At 38.6% G+C, this 22,005-nt stretch carries 30 protein-coding genes; 11 read left to right on the forward strand and 19 right to left on the reverse strand.

All coding sequences use genetic code 11. From position 1 onward, the window contains the following. Positions 1–114 precede the first annotated feature (114 nt). The 18 genes from RM573_RS07710 to RM573_RS07795 form a co-directional block, all read right to left on the reverse strand. Positions 115–261 carry a hypothetical protein gene (locus RM573_RS07710; RefSeq protein WP_311579704.1) on the reverse strand — a complete coding sequence of 49 codons (147 nt, stop codon included), beginning with the start codon at positions 259–261 and terminating at the stop codon, positions 115–117. Further along, positions 254–523, reverse strand: a complete 270-nt coding sequence (locus RM573_RS07715; RefSeq protein ID WP_311579707.1) for a hypothetical protein — start codon at positions 521–523, stop codon at positions 254–256. Before RM573_RS07715 ends, RM573_RS07710 begins: the two co-directional genes overlap by 8 nt. Then, a complete protein-coding gene (locus RM573_RS07720) occupies positions 517–867 on the reverse strand; it encodes a DUF1353 domain-containing protein (RefSeq protein ID WP_311579709.1) in 351 nt (116 codons plus the stop codon). Before RM573_RS07720 ends, RM573_RS07715 begins: the two co-directional genes overlap by 7 nt. Continuing rightward, on the reverse strand, positions 867–1,211 hold the full coding sequence (locus RM573_RS07725) for a hypothetical protein (RefSeq protein WP_311579711.1): 345 nt from the start codon (positions 1,209–1,211) through the stop codon (positions 867–869). The genes RM573_RS07720 and RM573_RS07725 overlap by 1 nt, the downstream gene beginning before the upstream one ends. Next, positions 1,211–1,669, reverse strand: a complete 459-nt coding sequence (locus tag RM573_RS07730) for a virion protein (RefSeq protein ID WP_311579713.1) — start codon at positions 1,667–1,669, stop codon at positions 1,211–1,213. The genes RM573_RS07725 and RM573_RS07730 overlap by 1 nt, the downstream gene beginning before the upstream one ends. Next, positions 1,656–2,039, reverse strand: a complete 384-nt coding sequence (locus tag RM573_RS07735; RefSeq protein WP_311579715.1) for a hypothetical protein — start codon at positions 2,037–2,039, stop codon at positions 1,656–1,658. The genes RM573_RS07730 and RM573_RS07735 overlap by 14 nt, the downstream gene beginning before the upstream one ends. Beyond that, positions 2,036–2,563 carry a hypothetical protein gene (locus tag RM573_RS07740; protein ID WP_311579717.1) on the reverse strand — a complete coding sequence of 176 codons (528 nt, stop codon included), beginning with the start codon at positions 2,561–2,563 and terminating at the stop codon, positions 2,036–2,038. Before RM573_RS07740 ends, RM573_RS07735 begins: the two co-directional genes overlap by 4 nt. After that, positions 2,564–3,103 (reverse strand): hypothetical protein, encoded by a 540-nt coding sequence (locus tag RM573_RS07745; protein WP_311579720.1) that lies wholly within the window; start codon positions 3,101–3,103, stop codon positions 2,564–2,566. Next, positions 3,096–3,965, reverse strand: a complete 870-nt coding sequence (locus RM573_RS07750) for a hypothetical protein (protein ID WP_311579723.1) — start codon at positions 3,963–3,965, stop codon at positions 3,096–3,098. The genes RM573_RS07745 and RM573_RS07750 overlap by 8 nt, the downstream gene beginning before the upstream one ends. 3 nt (positions 3,966–3,968) lie before the next feature. Next, complete coding sequence (locus RM573_RS07755; protein ID WP_311579725.1) at positions 3,969–4,322, reverse strand: hypothetical protein; 354 nt, start codon at positions 4,320–4,322, stop codon at positions 3,969–3,971. After that, complete coding sequence (locus RM573_RS07760) at positions 4,310–4,510, reverse strand: hypothetical protein (RefSeq protein ID WP_311579727.1); 201 nt, start codon at positions 4,508–4,510, stop codon at positions 4,310–4,312. The genes RM573_RS07755 and RM573_RS07760 overlap by 13 nt, the downstream gene beginning before the upstream one ends. A gap of 103 nt (positions 4,511–4,613) precedes the next feature. Next, a complete protein-coding gene (locus RM573_RS07765; protein ID WP_311579729.1) occupies positions 4,614–4,919 on the reverse strand; it encodes a hypothetical protein in 306 nt (101 codons plus the stop codon). Between the two features lie 10 nt (positions 4,920–4,929). Next, the gene (locus RM573_RS07770) at positions 4,930–5,715 is read right to left on the reverse strand and encodes a major capsid protein P2 (RefSeq protein ID WP_311579731.1); all 786 of its coding nucleotides are present in this window, start codon (positions 5,713–5,715) and stop codon (positions 4,930–4,932) included. Positions 5,716–5,978: 263 nt separating this feature from the next. Then, positions 5,979–6,182: a hypothetical protein gene (locus RM573_RS07775; RefSeq protein ID WP_311579733.1), complete on the reverse strand. Its 204-nt coding sequence runs from the start codon at positions 6,180–6,182 to the stop codon at positions 5,979–5,981. 109 nt (positions 6,183–6,291) lie between these two features. After that, positions 6,292–6,945 carry a hypothetical protein gene (locus RM573_RS07780; protein ID WP_311579734.1) on the reverse strand — a complete coding sequence of 218 codons (654 nt, stop codon included), beginning with the start codon at positions 6,943–6,945 and terminating at the stop codon, positions 6,292–6,294. Next, positions 6,938–7,384 (reverse strand): hypothetical protein, encoded by a 447-nt coding sequence (locus tag RM573_RS07785; RefSeq protein ID WP_311579737.1) that lies wholly within the window; start codon positions 7,382–7,384, stop codon positions 6,938–6,940. Before RM573_RS07785 ends, RM573_RS07780 begins: the two co-directional genes overlap by 8 nt. 14 nt (positions 7,385–7,398) lie before the next feature. Further along, complete coding sequence (locus tag RM573_RS07790; RefSeq protein WP_311579739.1) at positions 7,399–7,695, reverse strand: hypothetical protein; 297 nt, start codon at positions 7,693–7,695, stop codon at positions 7,399–7,401. Continuing rightward, a complete protein-coding gene (locus RM573_RS07795; protein WP_311579743.1) occupies positions 7,683–7,862 on the reverse strand; it encodes a hypothetical protein in 180 nt (59 codons plus the stop codon). Before RM573_RS07795 ends, RM573_RS07790 begins: the two co-directional genes overlap by 13 nt. A gap of 1,165 nt (positions 7,863–9,027) precedes the next feature. On the opposite strand from RM573_RS07795, the gene RM573_RS07800 reads away from it, so the two are divergent. The 11 genes from RM573_RS07800 to RM573_RS07850 all read left to right on the forward strand — a co-directional run bounded on the left by RM573_RS07800 (position 9,028) and on the right by RM573_RS07850 (position 20,619). Further along, positions 9,028–9,288, forward strand: coding sequence for a helix-turn-helix domain-containing protein (locus tag RM573_RS07800; protein WP_311579746.1), 261 nt, complete (start codon positions 9,028–9,030; stop codon positions 9,286–9,288). 242 nt (positions 9,289–9,530) lie between these two features. Continuing rightward, positions 9,531–9,962: a nucleoside-diphosphate kinase gene (gene ndk / locus RM573_RS07805; RefSeq protein ID WP_311579749.1), complete on the forward strand. Its 432-nt coding sequence runs from the start codon at positions 9,531–9,533 to the stop codon at positions 9,960–9,962. A gap of 324 nt (positions 9,963–10,286) precedes the next feature. Beyond that, the gene (rlmN, locus tag RM573_RS07810; protein WP_311579751.1) at positions 10,287–11,444 is read left to right on the forward strand and encodes a dual-specificity RNA methyltransferase RlmN; all 1,158 of its coding nucleotides are present in this window, start codon (positions 10,287–10,289) and stop codon (positions 11,442–11,444) included. Between the two features lie 33 nt (positions 11,445–11,477). Then, positions 11,478–12,737, forward strand: a complete 1,260-nt coding sequence (pilW, locus tag RM573_RS07815; RefSeq protein WP_311579753.1) for a type IV pilus biogenesis/stability protein PilW — start codon at positions 11,478–11,480, stop codon at positions 12,735–12,737. Between the two features lie 4 nt (positions 12,738–12,741). Then, a complete protein-coding gene (locus tag RM573_RS07820; protein WP_311579757.1) occupies positions 12,742–13,728 on the forward strand; it encodes a RodZ domain-containing protein in 987 nt (328 codons plus the stop codon). A 41-nt stretch (positions 13,729–13,769) separates the two neighbouring features. Further along, positions 13,770–14,888 (forward strand): flavodoxin-dependent (E)-4-hydroxy-3-methylbut-2-enyl-diphosphate synthase, encoded by a 1,119-nt coding sequence (ispG, locus tag RM573_RS07825; RefSeq protein ID WP_311579760.1) that lies wholly within the window; start codon positions 13,770–13,772, stop codon positions 14,886–14,888. A gap of 100 nt (positions 14,889–14,988) precedes the next feature. Beyond that, a complete protein-coding gene (gene hisS / locus RM573_RS07830; RefSeq protein WP_311579762.1) occupies positions 14,989–16,269 on the forward strand; it encodes a histidine--tRNA ligase in 1,281 nt (426 codons plus the stop codon). Positions 16,270–16,271: 2 nt separating this feature from the next. After that, the gene (locus RM573_RS07835) at positions 16,272–16,907 is read left to right on the forward strand and encodes a YfgM family protein (RefSeq protein ID WP_311579767.1); all 636 of its coding nucleotides are present in this window, start codon (positions 16,272–16,274) and stop codon (positions 16,905–16,907) included. 88 nt (positions 16,908–16,995) lie between these two features. After that, positions 16,996–18,204, forward strand: coding sequence for an outer membrane protein assembly factor BamB (gene bamB / locus RM573_RS07840; protein ID WP_311579770.1), 1,209 nt, complete (start codon positions 16,996–16,998; stop codon positions 18,202–18,204). 116 nt (positions 18,205–18,320) lie between these two features. Continuing rightward, entirely contained in the window at positions 18,321–19,775 is a 1,455-nt protein-coding gene (gene der / locus RM573_RS07845; RefSeq protein WP_311579773.1) for a ribosome biogenesis GTPase Der, read from the forward strand. A 160-nt stretch (positions 19,776–19,935) separates the two neighbouring features. After that, positions 19,936–20,619: a PilZ domain-containing protein gene (locus RM573_RS07850; protein ID WP_311579776.1), complete on the forward strand. Its 684-nt coding sequence runs from the start codon at positions 19,936–19,938 to the stop codon at positions 20,617–20,619. Position 20,620: 1 nt separating this feature from the next. On the opposite strand, the gene xseA is transcribed toward RM573_RS07850, so the two are convergent. After that, positions 20,621–21,958 (reverse strand): exodeoxyribonuclease VII large subunit, encoded by a 1,338-nt coding sequence (gene xseA / locus RM573_RS07855; protein ID WP_311579780.1) that lies wholly within the window; start codon positions 21,956–21,958, stop codon positions 20,621–20,623. Positions 21,959–22,005 lie beyond the last annotated feature (47 nt).

Raw genomic sequence — 22,005 nt, forward strand, 5'->3', positions numbered from 1 at the left:
CGTGATTCTTGTTTGTTAAATTATTACGTTAATTACGTAATTTATTACGTACTGGTACCGTAATTTTTTACGTATTTAACCAGGATAAAAAATTCTAGTTTTATCCTGGTTAAATTACTTATTATTTTCTAATGTAGTTATTCTTTCATGCTGTTGTTGCTGTATTTGTTTGATCCAGCTTATTTCCGTTCGATTGGAATAGATAACAGCTACAGCGCTGACTAGTTGAGTAAATAACATAATCAATAAAGATTTATCCATTGTCACCACCTACAACAATTGTTTTAAGACCGTATGCGGTGCAATAGTCAATTCCAATATTCACTCCCAAACTATTCAAGGTAAATTTTAACATTGCCCTCGTTTCTGGGTTGGTAGCTGTGCAGTAATTCATTGATAAATTATCAATGCGCTTTGTAATATCGCCAAATTGATAATTAGTTGCAGTACAACTTTGTAATAATAGAGTGATGATCACCCCCATAAAAAGCAGCATTTTTTCAATAAAATTTATTCTTACCATTTAGGACCACCTAATTTAACGGCTAAATACATTGTTTTAGCCTTTATTCTTCCTACACCATCACAACGCATAGCGTTATAAAACATTTTATGTACTTGCTTGTGTGCTATTGATTTTGTTTTGCAATATACGTCATGTATTACGCTTGCGCGTCGATACTTACCGACAAAAGGAGAACCGACCAAAAACCAAAATAAACGGGGGATTGATGCCCCATCTACAATAGCCCCTTTAGGAGCTATCCATTCATGGCCGTTATCATCAGTGAAAGATGTTTGTTGCAGTAATTCCATTTCTCTTTTTTCAAGCCAACGCGCTAACACTTCACCCGAAAAACTAGCCATTACATCACCAATTTATCAGCATTGGGATTGATTCCCGTACCTGTATTGATAGCAACATTTGTTAGCTCGGTTTGCTTTTGGTTAAGTAATTCTTCACTAGTGCCATTAAATAATTCATAGATTGAACCACCTAAAGACCAGTTTTGATTACCTGTGATTGATGCACCAACCGAATTAACACCACTAGCAAAAATATTATCATTGTTAAGTGGGTTAACTGCTTGGCCAACTTCACCAGCTGCCGCGCGAAGCTTCTTTTCTGCAAAATATAAAACAATTGCGCCAACTCCTGCAGCAGTGATGATCATGCCAGATTTTGTATTTAATAATTGATTGATGCTCATTAGGCAAAACCTCGCTCGTAACCTGTTTGTATTTGCTCGTTAGTATATGGCTGTTGGCCGTTTTCATGGCGCGTTATTGCAGCCATTAACAACGGGTAATCGTCCATTCGTAACGGTTCCCACGGTTCAAAACCTGTGCGAGACGATACGCTTTGTATATATGCTTGAGTGTCGTTCTCATTAGTTGGTGCCCACCTTGAAATTATTTCTTGAACTGTACTTAAATTATAAATATTGCGGTACGTTCTCAACGTTCTAGCCATTGCCCTTAATCCGTTCTCAGGCGTATCAAACACAATAAAGCCGTTGTTCGTACCAATAGCGCCTTGCCATTCTTGCCAGCCGTTATACGCTCGCAAATTTCCAGCGTTATTATTTCGAATACCTAAAGGTAATTGCTTATTAGTCATAAATAGAAAAGCCCCTAAACCAATTAATGCAAGATTAAACTTGTTCATCTGGCGAACCATCAGCAAGTAATTCAACAACACGTTCAGCGGTTAACAATCCTTGAGCAGTCAAATAGCTAAGGCCATCAATAAACGGTTGAAAATCTAAATCAACATAAGAGCTTGCAAGTAAATCTTCATTTAACACTTGAACAACTGGATCAGCACTTTGTTTGATTGCTACTTTTTCGTTTAACGTTAAACGTCTACGAAAAGAGCCAATAGTAATTTTTCGGATAGCAACATTTAAAACGTGAAAATGTTTTTCTTCAAAAACAGCAGCCTTGTTGTCTTTATCTCGCTTGTGAACAACGCGCACAAAATCACCGTCTTTGAGGTTTTTACCTGCCTTAAAATCATCAATTGAAACTTCTATCATGATTGAATTCCTTCATTTTCTAAGTGATAAAATGCACCGCTGGCAAATTTTTGAACGTTTATCGTCGTGTTGAATCTCGGCCTAAATTGAACTAATAAAGAGGATTCGAACTTATCACACAAGCCGTTAGAAAATGCCGCCCTAGTGCATGGTATACTGCGAATATTGGCGGCATTTAAAGACAAATAGCCGTAATAAAAGCGTTTTGTATTTTCGTTTGTACTTTCGCCATACAATTCAATTGTTTCTTCAACACCATCTAAAGTAATAATTAAATCACCCTCGATTCTGTCCGCTGCACATTCCATTGATAAAAAACCAACAAAGCCGCCTTTACCTGAGACATTAACCAACGTGTACAAAGTATTAATTGCGTTCGTGTAAGTTTTGCCGTGCTGGTAATAATCCCACCATTGCGTGTCATCAGGTGTTAAAGAATTCTGCATAAATTGAGCATAATTACTAATCACAGATACTTTTTGCATATCTCCCGAAGAAGACGGTAGTGAACCGATAACTCTCATTTATTCGCCCTCTTCCAATACACGAAATTCAACACCTGCCACTTCTGGAAAAAGTGTTAAAGGCGATTGATTATCCCAAGAATACAAACCAGCCTTTAATTTAATACCGTTATCTTTATCAAGCACAAAGCAATTACCCGTTATTGAATAAGTAGCCGATCGTCTTGTCGCTAATGCGGGTAAAACCTCAACTCCGTTAACTGTATCGTTTAACGTTTTCATTAGAGGAACGTTGGCCGTTTTGCCAGCTGTCGAGACTATAACCGTAGCGCTAGCCGCCAACCTGTCATCGTCTACAACGTCCCAGCCAGCAAAATATTCAATGGTTTGATCAACATCACTTGTAATTAATATTTTACGGTAAGGGCTTGAACGCCTTGCAAAGTCCAAACCTATTCCAGCTTTTAATGGTGTATCGAGATCCCAACCATCACCAATAAAACGAATTTGAACTTCTGCATCAGATGAAAGAATTCTAAAAAATGATCCTGCATCAGTATGTTGAGTAGGCACACCAGCTTTTAAAATATATTTATCCATTTTTAAACACCATAGCCGCGCCAACAACGGCCAGCCCTATTGAGATATACTTAATCATTTCAGCGCTTGATTCTGCGCTATCGTCCATCGACATGTTACCAGCGACTTCAAGCGCATTTTCAAGGCCACGTTCTTGCAATACGGCCATTTCTGTCAATGCCATTTGAGAATCACTCACAACGTCAACCATCTTGTTTCCAAACTCATTTGAAAGTTCAGCATTTCGATTGATTGAAGTGGTGGTTATATCTGCTAAATTATTGCTGTAACCAGAATAAGCCGCTGACATATCAGCACCAAATTGAGACGATAAAGCCGCGCTATTATCCATTGAAGCTAATGCAAGTTGCTGATTAGAATCAGACATAGCTAGCATTTTATCGCCAAAGTCGGACGTTAAAAGCGCATTGTTATTGATAGATAATTCAGTTAACGCTTGATTGCCTTGAATAGAACCATCAGCAAGATACGTTAAATCGTCACCGAATTCTGACGCTAAACCAGCGACAGCCAGTTGAGTATCGGTATTACCAAGTAACACTTGGTCAACAATTCCAGCATTACTTTCAATGGCTAAACCTGATAAATAGTTAGCTTCATCATTCGCCAATAAAACATTATCCATTGCGGCAAGTGAAACGCTTTCGTTGCCAGCTAAAGCAGATTCAAACATATGTGTTTGACCTGTCATAGCGTCCCTTACTAGACCAAAGGAAGCATCAACAGCACCATGATCAACAGCGTTAAATGTATTACCGCTACCGTTCACCAAAAAGCCGTTATTGTCTCCACCTACACCAATTGAAACGGAAGTGTTATCACTTCTGCTTGTTTGGCTTGAACGAGATTTAGATCCACCCATAATTTAAAGACTCATTGTGTAAACAACTTCTAATTGCTTCCAGCCAAATTCAGCAGCTAAACGCTGCATTCCTTTTCGGTGTGTGTGCATTCTTGCACTTGTACAATTATGTTGTTTTGCTAATATTTTTAATGTTCTGCCAGCCTGCAAAAGTCCTTGACCCTCGGCACACATTACAATTAATTCTTTTTCGTTTTCGTAGTGTTCAAAGCGAGTAATGAAACAACAATCACCAATTAAAAAAGCTTCTGCTTGTTTAGCTTCTAATAATTGGCGAATTGCTACAGCATCATATCGAACAGATTTAGCGCATAGCTTTAGCGCTTGTTCAGTTGAGACAGGTGTTACTTTTTCCAAAGCAAAAGAGCCACAACAGCAAAACCAGCAATCATAATCATTTGATTATTGTCACCAGATTTAGCGCCAAACGTCATATTTCCAACGTTATAACTTGAGTCACTACCAAAATCGCCATTAGTGGCCGTTGCCGATGAACTGGCCGACATACCACCGCCATTCGTTAAACTTGTTAACCCAGCTAACATAATTTAAACCTTTTTGTTTCTTAGGTAATCGAGTAATAAACCAGCCGCGACAGATGCCGCGACTGTGAATAGAAAGGCTTTTGTATTCATGAAAGCCCCTTATTTACTTTTTCATGATTAATACTGCGGCCAACAATGCAGCACCGATCATCAATTGATTTTTAGTTAAACCAAAAGGCAAACCACCAGCAGGTGAACTTGTACCAGCTGCAACGCCAACTTGTTGATATTGGCTAGCCGATAAAGGAACTTTATTGACTGAAGTTGTATTTGAATCGGTTTGATTCGCTAAACTTGCTTGTGATTGCCCGTTAGCATCGGCTTGGGCTTCAGCGGTACGCATACCGAAGTAACCCTGAGCTAATTGACTGACGCTATCAAACATCCCATTAAAGCTAAAATCGTCCATTTAAGCCCCCTTAGATGCCTTGAATTCCTGCAAGGTATTCAATAACAACATCAGTTGCACCCGAAGTATCAAGCGTGTTTCTGATACGAAAATCATTAACACCTTCCACAATTAACGATTGACTCCAATCACCTTCAAGTAAAAAATCTACTGTGGTGTGTTTAGCATCGTTAGGTACTCGCTTGTGATCGGTTTGCAAGCCGCTTGAAATACCTTTTTCAAACTCGTTAAAAATAGCACTGTTAACAGTAACTTCTGATTTAGAAACATCAGATTTAAACGAGTGAATAGCAGCAATGCGGCCTTGTTTTGGTATGTTATCGATCTCTTGAATACCTGACGTTGCAGAACTCATTGGAAAATCTTTAACTTTAGTAATTAAACCAAGTGGTGTATTGAGTGAACGCACAGCATAAGCTGTAACAACAGGAGCCACAGCAGCAGCATTGATTTTAAATTGAATATCAAAACTTGAAATATCAGCGGTGCCGATAGCCGTCATTCGACGTTCGTCTTTATTATCCCATTCAGGGCGAATAAACCAAAGCGTCAACACACCAGCTTCAACATTACGACCGTAATATTTATTGATATCGTTTAATCGCTCACCATCTTTATAACGCTGAATAGGCTTAGAGCCAATACGAACTTCAATATCTTCAATCTGTGCAAGTGTTACACCTGAGTATTTCAGTTTTATAATGTCGTAAGTAAAACCTAAAGGCACCAATAAAGAAGCCTTAGAGCCAGCTACAACATTTGAAATACTTGGTAATTGTCGAAAATTGCGAGACATATTTTATCCCCCAATTAACCAGTGATGCGACGAACTGCCGCTACTTTGTTTCGAATTAAGTGAGCAGTAAGAACAGCACCCACAACCACGAAAAAATTAACTGCTTTTGCTTTTGTCATTTTCTAGTCTCCCGACTTAAATGTTTAAAAAATGTGCCCTGCTATCACAGCGTTGCACTAACTGGTTTTTATATTTACAAGGAATTTAGGACAAAAAAAAGGCGCTCCGTAACGTAACGGAGCGCCAATAAAAAAACACCAAAATTAGCCAGATAATCCTTTGAATGCTTCTACAACTTTAGATAAGTGAATTTCTTTCACTTCATAATAAGCCGCATCTCTTTCGTATGTTTCAAACAATTCTTCATAATTATCTATTAATTCAAATACTGGTTTTGGGTGTCCATCATCACGACCAGCAAAAGAACCACTTGTAACACCCATTGATATTTTTAAAAATGTTTTCATTTTTTACCTTTTAAATAATTTGCATGTGGAACCATTGATTCATAAACATTAACTAAATGCGGATATTTACAAATCAGTTGATAAGTTATTTCATTAAATCTTGCTTGCATTATTTACCCTTTTTAGTTTTAAAAGTTAATCTACCTTTTTGACTCGGCTTGCTGCCTTGCCTCAAATAAAATTCGCATTTTTCTTCATCTAAAGCGGCTATTTCAGCTAGTGACAATTGCATAATATTAGCCATGTACTTCTGGTCAGTGTCAGTGTTTAAAATACCGCACCACCTAAAACGAGCCTGAGACAAAAACGTTTTATCCATTTCCTGTGGCCGTTGACTAGCACCAAGAATAGTAAGCCCATATTTACGACCTTTACGGGATAAAAAGCCCCAATATTTCGATGCTTTACCAACGCCCGTAACATCGGCTAATTCCTCACCGACCATTGTCATTGGTGCGGCTGCATGTAGCATCGGCCAGACAATAGAGCAAAACCATTCGTAATTTTCTGGCGTTGGATCAAGCTCTAATCTAATGCGAATATCTCCAAAACCAGCCGCTTTACATGCTCTTAAAAAGCCACTTTTAGTGGTGTATCTTCTAACACCTGTAAAACTACCCTCGGGATCCCAAATTATTAAACGCCTTGCTTGTCTAAAATACGGGTGACGCTTAATAAAAGTGGTTTTCCCGCTACCTGTTGAGCCGATAATTGCATGATGAAGAATTGGTAAACTTTCATCAATTCTTGAGGCTTTAGCCATTAGTTTGCCCCTCTATAACGTCTTTTTCTTTTGCCATGTAATACATGGCAACACGACCACCAACAAAAGTCCCCGTAGCCATGAGAAAAGTCGCCCAAGGTGGCAAATTAACGCCACCAATTGACTCTAAAAATGCTTGAGTTGCCTCGCCCATCTCACCCGCTTCGTCCTCACTCATGTTCATATCTAAACCAGTAGCATTACTCGCTTGCATACTGCCAAGATTTAACACTTGAACAAAGGCATTAGCTGCACTTTTTGGGGTATGCTTTGTTTTCGTGACAGGGTTGTCATTATGATCACTTGTTTCAACGCTAGTTTTATCCGCATCAGTAATCGTTATTTCTGGCAACTCAGGTTCGCCTATTTCAATCACTGGTTCGGCTGGAATTTCTCCAACTTCGGACACTTGTTCATCGGCTTTTTTACGTGGGGGCATTGATTAATTCTCCGTTACATATCTAAAAACGAAAAGCCCGAACTTTTTCGGGGCTTTTCGGGCGGTGTTTCAATTGGTTTTTCTATTGGCTCGGGGTTTTTCGCTGGCTCTACGGGAGCCGCTTTTGGTGCAGCACCGTAAATTGTAGCCCGTTCTAAGATAATATCTTGGCCGCCTTGAGCGTTTAAGGGTTGTTGGCCGCAATTGGAGCAAGCCACGTATAATTTAGAATTTCGATTTTTACGCACTGGCACAACGGAACTACACCATGCGCATGTTATCTCGCCAATATCAGCGTTTACTTTCGACATTGTTTCAACTCCGACCTCAACAAACGAATTTCAGCATCTTGTTCAACAAGAACAGGAACAACAATTTTCATCATCATTTCAGCAATTGTGCCTTTAGTGGTTGGCATTCTTGCTTGTTCAAATTTACCTAGTAAAGTTTGTAATTCAGTAATTCTATGTTCGTCCATTTGCACTCCAATTTTTGCGAAATTTTTCGAAAATTTCGTTACTGTGGATAACTCTTCGAGTTAACACACAGACTCAACTCAAATAAGCGTGTGGACAAGTGGAAAACTCTTCGAGTTTACGCACGTTGACGCACACTTTTATAAATTATTTTTTTTCCTTTTTTAAAATACCCATTCGAGATCGGCATTTTAAAAAACGGGGTTAATGTGGTCGCTAGCGCTCCAACTCACAACCCCGAAAATAAAGGCTGGCTGCGCTAGCATTCTTAACCCTAATTGCTGCACTTCCACTGCGTTTCAGATGCAGCAAGCCCCTAGAGAATCAGTAAAAAAATTGTCGCTAACTGCGACTTTTAATACTTAAATCACTACTGGCAATGTTGCATCTGAAACACGCTTTGTTCGTTTCAGACGTTCCAACGGGCTAACAACCGTTGAAAATAGTGGGATATGCTACGCTTTCAGTTAAATGCGCCCTTTTGTCTACAGCCCCACCACACAAATGCATTAAATGACTACCGCGCTAGTTTTACGTGCTGCCGTTGGTTTACCCGTTGCACTTTTCATTTAGCAGGTTGCGAACCCTGCGCATTCATCGCGTTACACTGCGCCAACTGTCGACAATAGATCCTTGATAGTTGGCTGGGTTACTCAAACCCCAGCTTTTAACGTGACTTGTTACCAATCTCTTCAACCCAATAACAAACCCGAACAGCTAAAAACCTTTTTAACGAGCAAAAGAAAGCCCACGCTAAAAAGCATGGGCTTTGTTTTACTGGCTAATAGGGAATAATCTAGCGTGTATGTTACGTCTGATTAAATCGACGCTTATCGGGCTTGTATGAAGCCTTAAAGCAAGGCGTTTTCTGTATGCCTTGCGGTTATCAATAATTTTTACATGTTCAGTTGTCATTCATCTTGCCCCGTTATGATTCCCCGATAAAAGATTGCTGGGTTTGTCGGCCAACGCCCCCAGCTGGGGAACAAGTTTAAAAGTGCTCAAGTGGCAATAACTGACTCGCTGAAAGTTTGCGGACTACTCAGAAAACGGCAAGCCACTAAAGCAAGAGTAATGTAAACCAATTGATTCAACGTGTGAACCAAGTGTTCACATGTTGCTTTTTGGTTTACACAAAACTAAACTTCAAATGCGGATTACAAAAAAATGGCAGAAAACATGAACTTTCAAGACGTATTAAATGCCGTTGCGAACGGTGACTCAGACAACATGACTTCTAAAAAACTAGGCATTAGCAGGACGATGTTTAGTAAATATAGAAATGGTCATAAAACCCCATCAGATGAAATGCTAGAAAAAATGATAGCAATTAGCGGGTTGGATCCTACTCAAGCGTACCTAGCTACTTACGCGGAAAAGCTACATAACCCAAGAGTTGCAGAAGCGTTCAGACACTTAGCAGCATAAGAAAATTAAACAGAAAAACCGCATTGATTGCGGTTTTTTTTCGACTACAGAAAACTTGTAATTGCATGAATTTTAAGCAGTTAAGTTTTCACAACTTCACCAACTGTTATAGAAAATTTACAAAGTCAGTAACAATAAAGGTTAGGGCTAAATTTTAGCACTTGGTTAATGCTTTTAATTCGTCTATAATCGCGCCAAAATTTATACCACCTAATTTATTAAAATTTATAAGAGGGCTTATCATGGCTATCGAACGTACTTTTTCAATCGTAAAACCTGACGCAGTTGCTAAAAACTTAATTGGTCAAATCTACAATCGTTTTGAAACAGCAGGTTTAAAAATTGTTGCTTCTAAAATGGTTCATTTAAGCAAAGAAAAAGCAGAAGGTTTTTACGCAGAACACAGTGAACGTCCATTCTTTGGCGCTTTAGTTTCATTCATGACTTCAGGTCCGGTAATGGTTCAAGTTTTAGAAGGCGAAAATGCTGTTCTTAAAAACCGTGAAATCATGGGCGCAACTAACCCAGCTGAAGCACTTGCTGGTACTATTCGTGCTGACCTTGCTGACAGTATTGATGAAAATGCTGCTCACGGTTCTGATGCTTTAGAATCTGCTGCACGTGAAATTGCTTATTTCTTCTCTGATGATGAAATTTGTCCACGCACTAGATAATTTTCTTTAAACGTCGTTAATAACGAGGTGTCAGTAGCGAAAGTGCTCACTTACTAACGTAAGCTCTGCGTTTGCTACTTGAATTCTTGCTTTTAACACCGTTTAAAAAAATTAACGCTCAAAGGGTTTTACTGAATTTTCAGTAAAATCCTTTTGTTTGTTTAGCGATATAATAAATATAAGCACTTTAAAGGTTATCTAAGTTCTAAATAGCCTAAATGATTAAAATATTTATATTTGTTTTATCCTTTGATTAAAATTGTTTGCTTTGGTTGAAAAGTGTACAATTTGTCCCTGAAATTTTGCTGTATCGAGAATTTTTACATGAGTGAAGTCACTGAGTTTGTTAGCCCGAGTAAATCTAAAATTAATTTATTAAATTTGGATCATCAATCAATGCGTGAATATTTTCATTCTATTGGTGAAAAGCCATTTCGTGCTGATCAAATCATGAAATGGATTTATCATTTCGGATACTCAGACTTTGAGTTAATGACAAACTTAAATAAAAAGTTACGCGAAAAGTTACAACGTAATACTGAAATTAAAGCACCTGAAATTTCTGAGAAGCAAGTGTCATCAGATGGCACTATTAAGTACGCATTAAAGCTTGAAGGCGGACAAGAAGTTGAAACGGTTTGGATACCTGAAAACGATCGAGCCACGTTATGTGTTTCTTCTCAAGTGGGTTGTGCTTTGGAATGTACTTTTTGCGCTACGGCCCAACAAGGCTTTAACCGTAATCTTTCGATGAGTGAAATTATTGGTCAAGTTTGGCGTGTCGCGAATGATATTGGCGCGACGCGCATTGCAGGAAAACGCCCAATCACAAATATTGTTATGATGGGCATGGGGGAACCGTTATTAAATATGAAAAACCTAATTCCCGCGCTTGATACCATGTTGAATGATTTAGGCTACGGTTTATCTAAACGCCGAGTAACGGTAAGTACTTCAGGGGTTGTGCCGGCGTTAGATATGTTAAAAGAAAAAATTGATTGTGCGTTAGCAATTTCAGTTCATGCGCCAAACAATGCGTTACGTGATGAATTAGTGCCGATTAATAAAAAATATCCGTTAGAAGAGTTTTTAACTGCCGCGGGTCGATACATTGACGGTTCAAAAGCCAATAAACAGGCGACAATTGAATATGTCATGCTTGATCATGTTAATGATAGTACCGAGCAAGCTCACGAATTAGCGATCGCATTAAAAGATTTACCGAGTAAAATTAATTTAATTCCTTTTAATCCATACCCGGGTTCTCCTTATAAAAGGTCCAGTAATTCTCGTATCGACAGATTTGATAAAGTTCTTCAAAGTTATGGACTTACGGTTATTACAAGACGTACTCGTGGCGATGATATTGATGCTGCATGTGGTCAGTTAGCCGGCGATGTTTTAGACCGTACCAAGCGCACAAAAGAGCGTGATGAAAAAAAACAGGTGAAAGCTGATGAAATATCAGTAAAAATAGTCTGATTGCCAATAAATTAATAGTGACGTCAGTATTTTATGGATAAATATTTAAAGTTTCTTGTCAGCCTACCGGTCGTGATTGTACTTACCGGTTGCGTCACACAAAACTACGAGAATGATAAAAGTACCCCTGTTATTGAGAATGAATCGACCAATAACGAGATTGCGATGACGCGTATTTCGCTTGGTCTGGGGTATTTGAAAATGGGGAATACCACACAAGCAAAGTTAAATTTAGAAAAAGCGAAACGTTTTGCGCCCAAATTAGTACAAGTTCACACCGCGTTTGCCCATTATTTTGATAGTGTTGGCGAGCCAGAACAAGCAATAGCCTCATATGAAACAGCCTTATCGATCAAACCCGAAGATGCCGATACTTTAAATAATTACGGTGTGTTTTTGTGTAAACAACAGCGTTATCAAGACGCTGAAAAACAGATTCTAAAAGCCATTGCCCAGCCAAGTTATATTTTGGTTTCACAAAGTTATGAAAATTTAGCTTTATGCCAATTAAAGGCACAAGCTTTTGATAAAGCTGAATTGTATTTTGATAAAGCGATACTCCATAGCCCTAGCAGTGCTTCAGCATTATTGCATATGGTACGATTACAATATGCGAAAGCAGAGTATAAAAAAGCGTTGGTTTTTTTAAAACGCTATGAAAAAGCGACACGTCGTTTTTCAGCTAATGCTTTGGCGCTTGCTTATAAAATTTTTGAAAAACAACGTGACCCTAAAACGGCGAAAAACTACGCCACTATGTTAGTTAAAATGTTTCCAAACTCTTATGAGACGAAACAATATTTGTTAACTGGCTTAAGCGAGATTGAAGCGGATCAATTGGCGAAAACATATCAAGAAAGTTTGCGAGGGCAGCAGCAACCTAAAAAACGGGTTGTAGTGTTATCACCTAAAACGTCAAATACGACTGTGACAGAGAACGTTGTAAATAAACACAAAACTGCGAAAAAAACATCAGCGAGTCTTGTTAAAGAAAAAGTAATAAAAACGACTGATTCGACAGTAAAAAATACACCCAAAATACCACAAGCCAACACAAAAACGTTAGCGTCTAAAACTTCAATTAACGCAGGTTCTACGGCACAACAGATGGTGAGTTTACCTATTCACCTTGTCGTTAAAGGCGATAGTTTATATTCTATTTCAAAAAAATATAATATTCATATGAAAGCGATAATGCGTTGGAATAAACTTAAGCACAACAGTATTTTGAAAATTGGAGATGTTATTTATTTAGCGAATCCGAAAAAAATAGCAAAACCTGAAGAGCAATAGCTAAATGACCACTGAGAATAACATAGAAGAACTTTGCGAAGATATCGAAGTAATAGGTCCAGGACAAATACTGTCTGAAGCAAGAGAAGCTATGGGGTTAACCCAACAGCAAGTTGCCGAGAAACTAAATTTTAGGACTACTTTAGTTAAAGATATTGAAAAGGATCAATTTGATCATTCGCTACCGGCAACTTTTAATCGTGGATATTTGAAAAATTATGCCAAATTAGTGGAAGTGTCTGCTGATGAAGTTCTTGCCGGTTATGAAATGCTGAATGTTGCAAAGAAGCAAGGCGCCGAGATGCAAAGCTTTTCTAAAGAAACTAAAAAACAAGCTGAAAATAATATGGTGATGTGGATTAGTTATTTAATTTTAGCTCTGTTAATTGGCTCTACTATTCTGTGGTGGTTACAAGATGCAAAAAAATCCAATGACGGAAATAATCTTGTTAGCCAGACAGCACCAACATCCACTGAGGTGAATGAAAGTATCTCGAAAACAGCTGCGGTAAATCATGATAAACAAACGCCAAAGGTGCAAAATGATCTTACGCAAAATACAGAAATTACAACGTTATCTGAAACTTTAAAATCAGCACCCACTAATCTTTTGCCCAACGAACAGGGTAATAATACCGTTAACGTCAGTGAAGCGAATATCGACATTGATTCAGCTACTACCGAGCAAGAAATATCGCCTGCGATTAACCCTGTGACAACTCCCTCAGAAACCAAGGATTTTGGTCCAGCTGAAGTGGCTATTTTTACATTTTCCGGTGATTGTTGGGTCAACATATATGATGCTACAGGCGAGCGTATCGCATGGGGAATTAAAAAATCTGGTTATAAAATGGAAATTACCGGACAAGCTCCATTTGAAATCACCTTAGGTAAGCCTGAGTTAGTGACGATAACGTTTGAAAATGAAGATGTAGATATGTCGCAATTTAGTCGTGGCAATATTGCAAAATTTAATCTTCCCTTAGAATAAAATTAGCTTTTTAACCGATAACTATTTTGTATTGAGTAAACATGTTTAAAGAATCTCCAATTATTCGCCGAAAATCCCGTCAAATCATGGTGGGAAATGTCCCCGTTGGTGGTGATGCGCCAATCACGGTTCAGTCCATGACTAATACTTCAACGACGGATGTTGAAGCTACTGTTGCGCAGATAAAATCTTTAGAAGCCGTTGGCGCAGATATAGTTCGGGTGAGTGTGCCAACCATGGATGCTGCGGAAGCATTTCGAGAAATTAAAAAACAGGTTAAGGTTCCGTTAGTTACAGACATTCACTTTGACTATAGAATCGCTCTAAAAGTCGCGGAATACGGAGCTGATTGTTTACGAATTAATCCCGGAAATATCGGTCGAGAAGACCGTGTTCGTTCAGTGGTTGAATGCGCTCGAGATAAAAACATCCCTATTCGAATTGGTGTTAACGGTGGCTCACTTGAAAAAGATATTCAAGAAAAATACACAGAGCCAACGCCAGAAGCATTGCTCGAATCAGCGATGCGTCATGTTGATATTCTAGATAGATTAAATTTTCATGAATTTAAAGTCAGCGTAAAAGCGTCGGATGTATTTTTAGCGGTAGGAGCATATCGTTTACTCGCTAAACAAATCGATAATCCTTTGCACCTTGGCATCACCGAAGCAGGCGGTTTACGTTCTGGCTCAGTAAAGTCCTCTGTCGGTTTAGGTATGTTATTATCTGAAGGCATTGGTGATACTTTACGTGTTTCTTTAGCCGCCGACCCTGTTGAAGAAATTAAAGTCGGTTTTGATATATTAAAGTCACTTAAATTACGTAGCCGCGGTATTAACTTAATTGCATGCCCAAGTTGTTCAAGACAAGAGTTTGATGTGATTTCAACCGTGAACGCATTAGAAGAACGTATTGAAGATATTCTTACTCCTATGGATGTTTCTATTATTGGCTGTATCGTCAATGGTCCAGGGGAAGCGACTGTTTCAGATCTAGGCTTAACCGGTAGCAGTAAAAAAAGTGGCTATTATTTAGATGGTATACGTCAAAAAGAACGCTTTGATAACAATAATTTAGTTGATGAGTTAGAGCAACGTATTCGTGCCAAAGCAAAAATGGTTGATAAAGCGAATAAAATTGAGATCCAAGAAATAGATTAATTCCAACAAAGCTTAGCAGTCGCTTATTTACGTTTCTGTGTAAACTGCCTATAATGCGCGCTTTATTTTTAATTTTCAGCAAACAGAGAGAACCACTTAGGTGAGTAAAACAATTCAAGCAATTCGAGGGATGAACGACTGTTTACCAACGGAAACAAATATTTGGCAAATGGTTGAGTCAGTACTGCGCCGTGTCGCGAGTAATTATGGTTTTGCTGAAATTCGTATGCCCATTGTTGAGTCGACAGCTTTGTTCAAGCGCTCTATTGGTGAAGTTACTGATATTGTTGAAAAAGAAATGTACACCTTTGATGATCGCAATGGTGATAGTTTAACTTTGCGACCTGAAGGTACCGCTTGTTGTGTTAGAGCCGGAAATCAACATGGTTTGCTCTATAATCAAGAGCAGCGTTTATGGTACATGGGACCAATGTTTCGCCATGAACGGCCACAAAAAGGTCGTTATCGTCAATTTCATCAATTTGGCCTAGAAGCCTTTGGTATTGCAACGCCAGACATTGATGCGGAAATTATTTTACTGACTTCTCGACTTTGGCGGGAACTTGGTCTCAATGAGTTTGTCACACTAGAGCTAAATTCATTAGGTTCAAATGAAGAGCGAGTAAATTATCGCGATGCGTTAGTTGAATTTCTAACAGCAAAGCAAGACTTACTTGATGAAGATTCAAAGCGACGTATGCACACTAACCCATTAAGAGTGTTAGATAGCAAAAACCCTGAAGTTCAAAAGGCTTTAGAGGGGGCGCCAAAACTGGCTGATTATTTCGGTCAAGACTCACTTGAGCATTTTGAAGGTGTTTGTCAACGCTTAGACGATGCCGGCATTGAATATGTGATCAATGATAAATTAGTGCGTGGTTTAGATTATTATAATCGCACTGTTTTTGAATGGGTTACGGATAGTTTAGGCTCACAAGGCACAGTATGTGCTGGTGGCCGTTATGACGGATTAGTTGAGCAATTAGGCGGAAAAGCAACGCCTGGAGTTGGTTTTGCTATTGGGATAGAACGTCTTGTACTGATGCTAACGAGTTTAGAGAAAGTGCAAAATATACGCCCACAAGTTGATGCATATATCATTATGTTAGGAGAGGGCGCTGACACAAAAGCTAATGCGTTAGCGGAACAATGGCGTGATGAAGTCAATGAAATAAGAATTCAATGTCACTGTGGTGGTGGCAATATGAAAAAACAAATGAAACGTGCAGATAAGTCGGGTGCGCAAATAGCTATTATAATCGGAGAAGATGAAATAGCTAACCAAGCGGTGACGATCAAGTATCTGCGCGGACAACATGAACAACAAAGCATGGCGTTTGCAGAAGTGCCGAGTTTATTATCAAATATAATTAAGGGTTAATAGTGTCTGATCATCAAACAGAAGAACAACAAGTAGAAGCAATTAAAGCGTTTTGGAGCGAAAATGGCAATGCGATTATTGCCGGTTTAGTATTAGGTTTCGCCGGTTTTATTGGTTATGGCTATTATCAAGAAAATAAATTAGCGCAGGAAGTGAATACTTCAGAAGCGTATCAAAACGTTGTCGAGTTATCATCAGGCGATGAAAAAACTTACCTTGCTGAAGGCGAAAAATTTATCAGTGAAAATGGCGATTCTAGCTATTCAGTCTTGACAGCACTTGCGTTAGCAAAAGAGGCTGCTTCTCACAAAGATTGGGCAAAAGCTGCAGAGTATTTAGCAACCGCACAAGAAAAAGCTACCAACCCAGGGCTAAAGGCGATTGCGACAACGCGTCTAGCGCGAGTACAAATTGAGTTAGCGCAATATGACAATGCGTTAAGTTCCTTAGCGACTCCATTACCCGCCTCTTTTAAGGCAAGTGTTGAAGAGATCAAAGGTGACGCTTATTTAAAACAAGACAAAGTTGATTTAGCAAGAAATGCTTATCAAGCTGCTATTGATGCATCAGAGCAAGCAAGCCCTGCATTACAGATGAAACTTGATGATCTTGCACAACATAATGTGTTAACGAAGTAATTTTGGCGGATTATTTCGCAAATTATTAATTTTTTAAGCCACTGTATAGTTCAATTTAAAATAAACTATACAAACGTTGGAGCATTAAGTGCTTAATTTTAAAAATATTATTCTTAATAAAAAGCTGTTTCTCGCTTGTTTATTAACTTTAGGATTGATGGCTTGTTCATCGACAGAAGATGAAATAGATGAAACAGAGCCGGTTGAATTAACCGAAATTACGCCTTTATTTACCCCGCAAGTGATTTGGGATGATACTGGTGAAGGCGTTGGTGATTATTTTTCACGCCTAAAAGCAAAAGTCGCTTATGGTAAAGTCTTCACGGCAAGTCGAGAAGGTTTTGTTTATGCACATGACGTGGTAACAGGTAAACAAGTTTGGCAAACAGACTTACGAGAAAATAGCGAAGACAGTGGTTTTTTTACCAGCTTAAAACCAGCATTAATAAGTGGCGGCCCTATTACAGGTATCAATAAAGTCTTTATTGGTAGTGAAAACGGTAAAGTGTTTGCTTTAGATGCAGAAACCGGTGAAATTTCTTGGCAAGCTAAAGTGAAAGGTGAAGTCATTTCTGCACCAGCATTTGATGCTGGTACGTTAGTTGTTAATACTGTTTCAGGTGTTTTAAAAGCATTTAATGCTACTAATGGTGAAGTTCAATGGCAGATTGAACAAGATGTCCCACCTTTGACTCTTCGCGGAGTGAGCTCTCCAGCCATTGCCGCTGGTGGTGTTGTTGTAGGGGCAGCAGACGGTAGCTTAACGATCTATATCTTGGCTGATGGTCAACAAGGTTGGACATCTGAAGTTGGTGAAGCAACTGGGTCAACTGAATTAGAACGAGTTATCGATATTGACTCAAAACCGCTCATTTATGGCGATACTGTCTATGCTGTTTCGGCACGAGGTCATTTAGTGGCGATAGAATTACGTACTGGCCGCATGTTATGGAAACGTCAATATTCTTCTTATCGACAATTATCGATAAGTGGTAATACGATTTTCTTAACGGATATCAAAGGCCATATTTATGCCATAGATCGCATCAATGGCTTAGAGCGTTGGAGTCAACAATCGTTTACTAATCGAAATGTAACAGGTCCTGCGGCATTGAAAAATTATGTTGTCGTTGGTGATTTTGAAGGTTACCTACATTGGTTAGATCAGGAAACGGGTGAACTTGTTTCGCGTCACCATGTTGATGGTAGTGGCATATATACCACGCCAACGGTTGCCGATGAAATCTTATATGTACAATCACGTGATGGTGATTTACAAGCGATAAAAACACCGTAAGGTTTTTTATCAGCTAGAATTAAAACGGCTCCTCGCATTGCGTAGGAGCCGTTGTTTGTTATTTAAATGGCATAAAAAATAATATTTTTATGCAAAGTAAATTTTTAGAGGTAATCATGCTTCCTGTCGTAGCCCTTGTAGGGCGTCCAAATGTTGGTAAATCAACATTGTTTAATCGTTTGACGCGTAGTAGAGATGCGCTTGTTGCTGACTACCCAGGCTTAACGCGTGATCGTCAATATGGACAAGCGCAAGTTGAAGAGCACCCCTTCATTGTAATTGATACCGGCGGTATTCATGGTGACGAGCAGGGTATCGACGCCTTAATGGCCGAACAGTCATTAATGGCAATCGCTGAAGCTGATGCTGTGTTGTTTATGGTTGATGCGCGTGCAGGATTAACTTCTGCAGACATTGGCATTGCTGATTATTTACGTAAACAAAATAAAAAAGTATTTCTAGCTGCTAATAAAGTTGATGGAATAGATGCTGATTCTGCTGTTGCTGAATTTTACGCCTTGTCGTTAGGGGAAACGGTTCATCAAATTGCTGCAGCACATGGGCGTGGAGTTACTCAATTATTAACGCTTGCCTTAACGCCACATATTGAAGCTTTAGGCGTTGAAAAAGCTGATCTCGAAGCAGAGCCACAAGAGCTTTCAGAAGAAGAGATCAACGAACAAGCCCCCAAAGAATCAGATAAAATAAAATTGGCTATTATCGGTCGACCTAACGTTGGTAAGTCGACTTTGACTAACCGTATTCTCGGTGAAGAGCGCGTAGTGGTTTATGATATGCCAGGTACAACCCGAGACAGTGTTTATATTCCGATGGAAAGACATGGTCGAGAATATACTTTAATTGATACTGCGGGTATTCGTCGCCGTAAAAATGTTACCGATGTAGTCGAAAAATATTCCGTCATCAAAACCCTGCGGGCGATTGAAGATGCCAATGTATGTTTATTGATTATCGACGCTCAAGAAGGTATTTCAGATCAAGATCTTAGTTTATTAGGTTTTATTCTTGAAGCAGGTCGTTCGTTAGTCGTTGCGGTAAACAAATGGGATGGCTTAGATGATCATGTGAAAGATCGTATCAAAACAGAACTTGATCGACGTTTAGGATTTATTGATTTTGCTCGTATACACTTTATCTCTGCGTTACATGGTACTGGAGTAGGACATTTATACGAGTCAGTTGAAGAAGCCTTTGTTTCTGCAACTAAACGAATTTCAACATCAATGGTGACCAAAATATTAGATATGGCTATTTTTGATCATCAGCCACCTATGCATAATGGTCGCCGTATCAAATTAAAATATGCTCATGCGGGTGGATATAATCCACCGTTAATTGTGATACATGGAAACCAAGCAAAACAATTACCTAACTCATATAAACGTTATTTAATGAATTATTACCGTAAGTCATTAAAAATAATGGGCACACCGATAAGAATTGAGTTTAAAGAAACGTCAAACCCATTTGCGGGTAAGAAAAAGTTAACCTTTACCGAACAAAAGAAATTGGCGAGAAAAACGCAAGGTTACAAAAAGTCGGAAAATTAACACACATCGAATTCACGCTCAATCAAATGATTGAGCGTTTTTATTTCGCTCAACTAATAAATAGTCATTTATTGTGAGTAGTTAAATTGCTTTTCGTTATATTTTTGACTAGTGTATTTAATATTACTTTTATAATGAATAGTTTACATACCTATTAACTATGTCTTTAGCGCCAGTCAAAATAGAAACCTTATCAAGAATTAATAATAACCTTGGCTTAATGCAAGCAGGTTCTATTGTCAGTATTGATATCAGCACACCCGCAGGCCAAAAAGGAAAGTTTCGTAGTACCTTCGTAGGTTTTTTGGCAAAACAGTATGTTTTGATACAAATTCCTGATTCAAGCAAAATGGGCAATTTCGGCCAATTTATAACTCAAGGTACAGGAGTGACTGTACGTGGTCTTATTGAAGGCAATGAAGGCTCAGTTGCGGCTTTTGTTAGTAGCATTAAGCAAACAATTCAATTGCCGTCAAAACTGATGGTTCTAGAGTTTCCAACGTCCATGAGTGTGCAAAGTTTAAGAAAGTCGATTCGTGTTGACACGGATATTCGCGCTAAAGTTCGGATTGAAAAAAATTTTTGGGAAGGAATGATCACCGATCTTTCTAAAAATGGTTGTCAATTAAGAGTAGATAATGGTGAAGAAATATCATTAGCAACCGATAAGAGTATTGATTTTGTGATTGAAACATTTCCTGAATTAGGGACATTAAAATTTTCAGGAGAAATGTGTAGCCAAAAACAAATCACCAATGGGATGTCTTTAGGAATAAAATTTAACGAAGCACATAAAAACTCAGTGGTTAAGTTACTTTACCATGTGGTCACAATGGAACTTTAGTTTATTTCTGATCGTTTATACTCACCACATTTGCTTCAATAATACCGTCTTTCACTTGAATGTTAATTTTTTCATCAAGTTCAATTTGATGTACGCTTCTAATAATACCGCTTTTACTCCTACTAACACTATAACCTCGTGCAATGGTTGCAAGTGGGCTGACAATGTTTAGCTGTTCAATTAGATGGACAAAGTTTTCACTTTTTCGCGCTAAAATTTGTTGCATCGCATGAATTAATTGTTGCCTTTGCTGCTGTACTATTTCATGTTTATGCAAAATACCTTGCAGCGGAGAAAGTAAAGTTAAACGTTTAGTTAAATGCATGGGTATCACTTTAAAACGTTGAAATTCACGCTTTAATGCTTGCTCAAGTCGTATGGCAAGTTCATCCGCCTTTTGTTGGTAAACTTGTAATTTTTGCTCTGGATGTACTTGAGATAGTCGATGTTGTAACGATTGCAAAACTTGTTGTTTGTTCGACAGGGTTTGGTGAATATTTTGCTGTACGCGTTGACTTAATACCGTCAGTTGCGTCAAAGTCTCGCTCAAATCTTGTGAAACTAATTCTGCAGCAGCAGAAGGTGTTGGTGCTCTTAAATCTGCGACGTAATCAGATAATGTTGTGTCTATTTCATGACCAACAGCGCTGATAGTTGGAATTTTGCTATGAAAAATGGCTTCTACGACATCTTCTTCATTAAAAGGCCAAAGATCTTCTAACGAACCGCCGCCTCTGCCCACAATTAGGACATCGCATTCTTCTCTCGCGTTAGCCTGATCGATCGCCCTAACAATATCAAACTTTGCCTGCTCGCCTTGTACTAATGCCGGATAAATGACGATTTGAATGCTAGAGTTTCGACGTTTAAGGATTGAAATAATATCTTTGACCGCAGCGCCAGTTGGCGAAGTGACCAAGCCAACTCGAGTAATATGTTTAGGGATTTGTTGTTTAAATTGTTGAGCAAATAAGCCTAACGCATTTAACTTTTGTTTAAGTTGTTCATATTGTTGCTTGAGTAATCCTTCACCGGCTTCTTCCATCAATTCAATAATTATTTGAAAGTCACCTCTAGGCTCATATAAAGAAACTTTTGCACGAACAAGTACTTGCTGACCATTTTTTGGAGTGATCCGTGTCCGTTGGTTTTTTCCTTTAAACATCGCACACTTTACCTGTGACTTGGCATCTTTTAGTGATAAATACCAATGCCCAGAGCTTGCGGCGATGAAATTAGATATTTCACCACATAACCAGACAGTATTTAGTTCGCTTTCAAGCATGAACTTTACTTTTTTGGTTAGTTCACTTACTTGTAAAATATGCTTTGTAGCCATAAAAATAGTTACTTTATCAAATGTTAATCAGGATCTAACTTCTATTA

The sequence above is a fragment of the Thalassotalea castellviae genome, assembly GCF_031846185.1.
In the GTDB taxonomy this organism is placed as follows: domain Bacteria; phylum Pseudomonadota; class Gammaproteobacteria; order Enterobacterales; family Alteromonadaceae; genus Thalassotalea_H; species Thalassotalea_H castellviae.

Coding starts and splice junctions, on each gene's coding strand:
- RM573_RS07780 (WP_311579734.1), bottom strand. CDS start 6,945: ATGGCTAAAGCCTCAAGAATTGATGAAAGTTTACCAATTCTTCATCAT.
- rlmN (WP_311579751.1), top strand. CDS start 10,287: ATGAGTGAAGTCACTGAGTTTGTTAGCCCGAGTAAATCTAAAATTAAT.
- RM573_RS07790 (WP_311579739.1), bottom strand. CDS start 7,695: ATGTCGAAAGTAAACGCTGATATTGGCGAGATAACATGCGCATGGTGT.
- RM573_RS07750 (WP_311579723.1), bottom strand. CDS start 3,965: ATGGGTGGATCTAAATCTCGTTCAAGCCAAACAAGCAGAAGTGATAAC.
- RM573_RS07720 (WP_311579709.1), bottom strand. CDS start 867: ATGGCTAGTTTTTCGGGTGAAGTGTTAGCGCGTTGGCTTGAAAAAAGA.
- der (WP_311579773.1), top strand. CDS start 18,321: ATGCTTCCTGTCGTAGCCCTTGTAGGGCGTCCAAATGTTGGTAAATCA.
- RM573_RS07785 (WP_311579737.1), bottom strand. CDS start 7,384: ATGCCCCCACGTAAAAAAGCCGATGAACAAGTGTCCGAAGTTGGAGAA.
- RM573_RS07800 (WP_311579746.1), top strand. CDS start 9,028: ATGGCAGAAAACATGAACTTTCAAGACGTATTAAATGCCGTTGCGAAC.
- xseA (WP_311579780.1), bottom strand. CDS start 21,958: ATGGCTACAAAGCATATTTTACAAGTAAGTGAACTAACCAAAAAAGTA.
- RM573_RS07725 (WP_311579711.1), bottom strand. CDS start 1,211: ATGAGCATCAATCAATTATTAAATACAAAATCTGGCATGATCATCACT.
- RM573_RS07710 (WP_311579704.1), bottom strand. CDS start 261: ATGGATAAATCTTTATTGATTATGTTATTTACTCAACTAGTCAGCGCT.
- RM573_RS07715 (WP_311579707.1), bottom strand. CDS start 523: ATGGTAAGAATAAATTTTATTGAAAAAATGCTGCTTTTTATGGGGGTG.
- pilW (WP_311579753.1), top strand. CDS start 11,478: ATGGATAAATATTTAAAGTTTCTTGTCAGCCTACCGGTCGTGATTGTA.
- RM573_RS07850 (WP_311579776.1), top strand. CDS start 19,936: ATGTCTTTAGCGCCAGTCAAAATAGAAACCTTATCAAGAATTAATAAT.
- RM573_RS07765 (WP_311579729.1), bottom strand. CDS start 4,919: ATGGACGATTTTAGCTTTAATGGGATGTTTGATAGCGTCAGTCAATTA.
- RM573_RS07775 (WP_311579733.1), bottom strand. CDS start 6,182: ATGAAAACATTTTTAAAAATATCAATGGGTGTTACAAGTGGTTCTTTT.
- RM573_RS07795 (WP_311579743.1), bottom strand. CDS start 7,862: ATGGACGAACATAGAATTACTGAATTACAAACTTTACTAGGTAAATTT.
- RM573_RS07745 (WP_311579720.1), bottom strand. CDS start 3,103: ATGGATAAATATATTTTAAAAGCTGGTGTGCCTACTCAACATACTGAT.
- RM573_RS07820 (WP_311579757.1), top strand. CDS start 12,742: ATGACCACTGAGAATAACATAGAAGAACTTTGCGAAGATATCGAAGTA.
- RM573_RS07740 (WP_311579717.1), bottom strand. CDS start 2,563: ATGAGAGTTATCGGTTCACTACCGTCTTCTTCGGGAGATATGCAAAAA.
- RM573_RS07760 (WP_311579727.1), bottom strand. CDS start 4,510: ATGTTAGCTGGGTTAACAAGTTTAACGAATGGCGGTGGTATGTCGGCC.
- RM573_RS07770 (WP_311579731.1), bottom strand. CDS start 5,715: ATGTCTCGCAATTTTCGACAATTACCAAGTATTTCAAATGTTGTAGCT.
- RM573_RS07730 (WP_311579713.1), bottom strand. CDS start 1,669: ATGAACAAGTTTAATCTTGCATTAATTGGTTTAGGGGCTTTTCTATTT.
- ispG (WP_311579760.1), top strand. CDS start 13,770: ATGTTTAAAGAATCTCCAATTATTCGCCGAAAATCCCGTCAAATCATG.
- RM573_RS07735 (WP_311579715.1), bottom strand. CDS start 2,039: ATGATAGAAGTTTCAATTGATGATTTTAAGGCAGGTAAAAACCTCAAA.
- ndk (WP_311579749.1), top strand. CDS start 9,531: ATGGCTATCGAACGTACTTTTTCAATCGTAAAACCTGACGCAGTTGCT.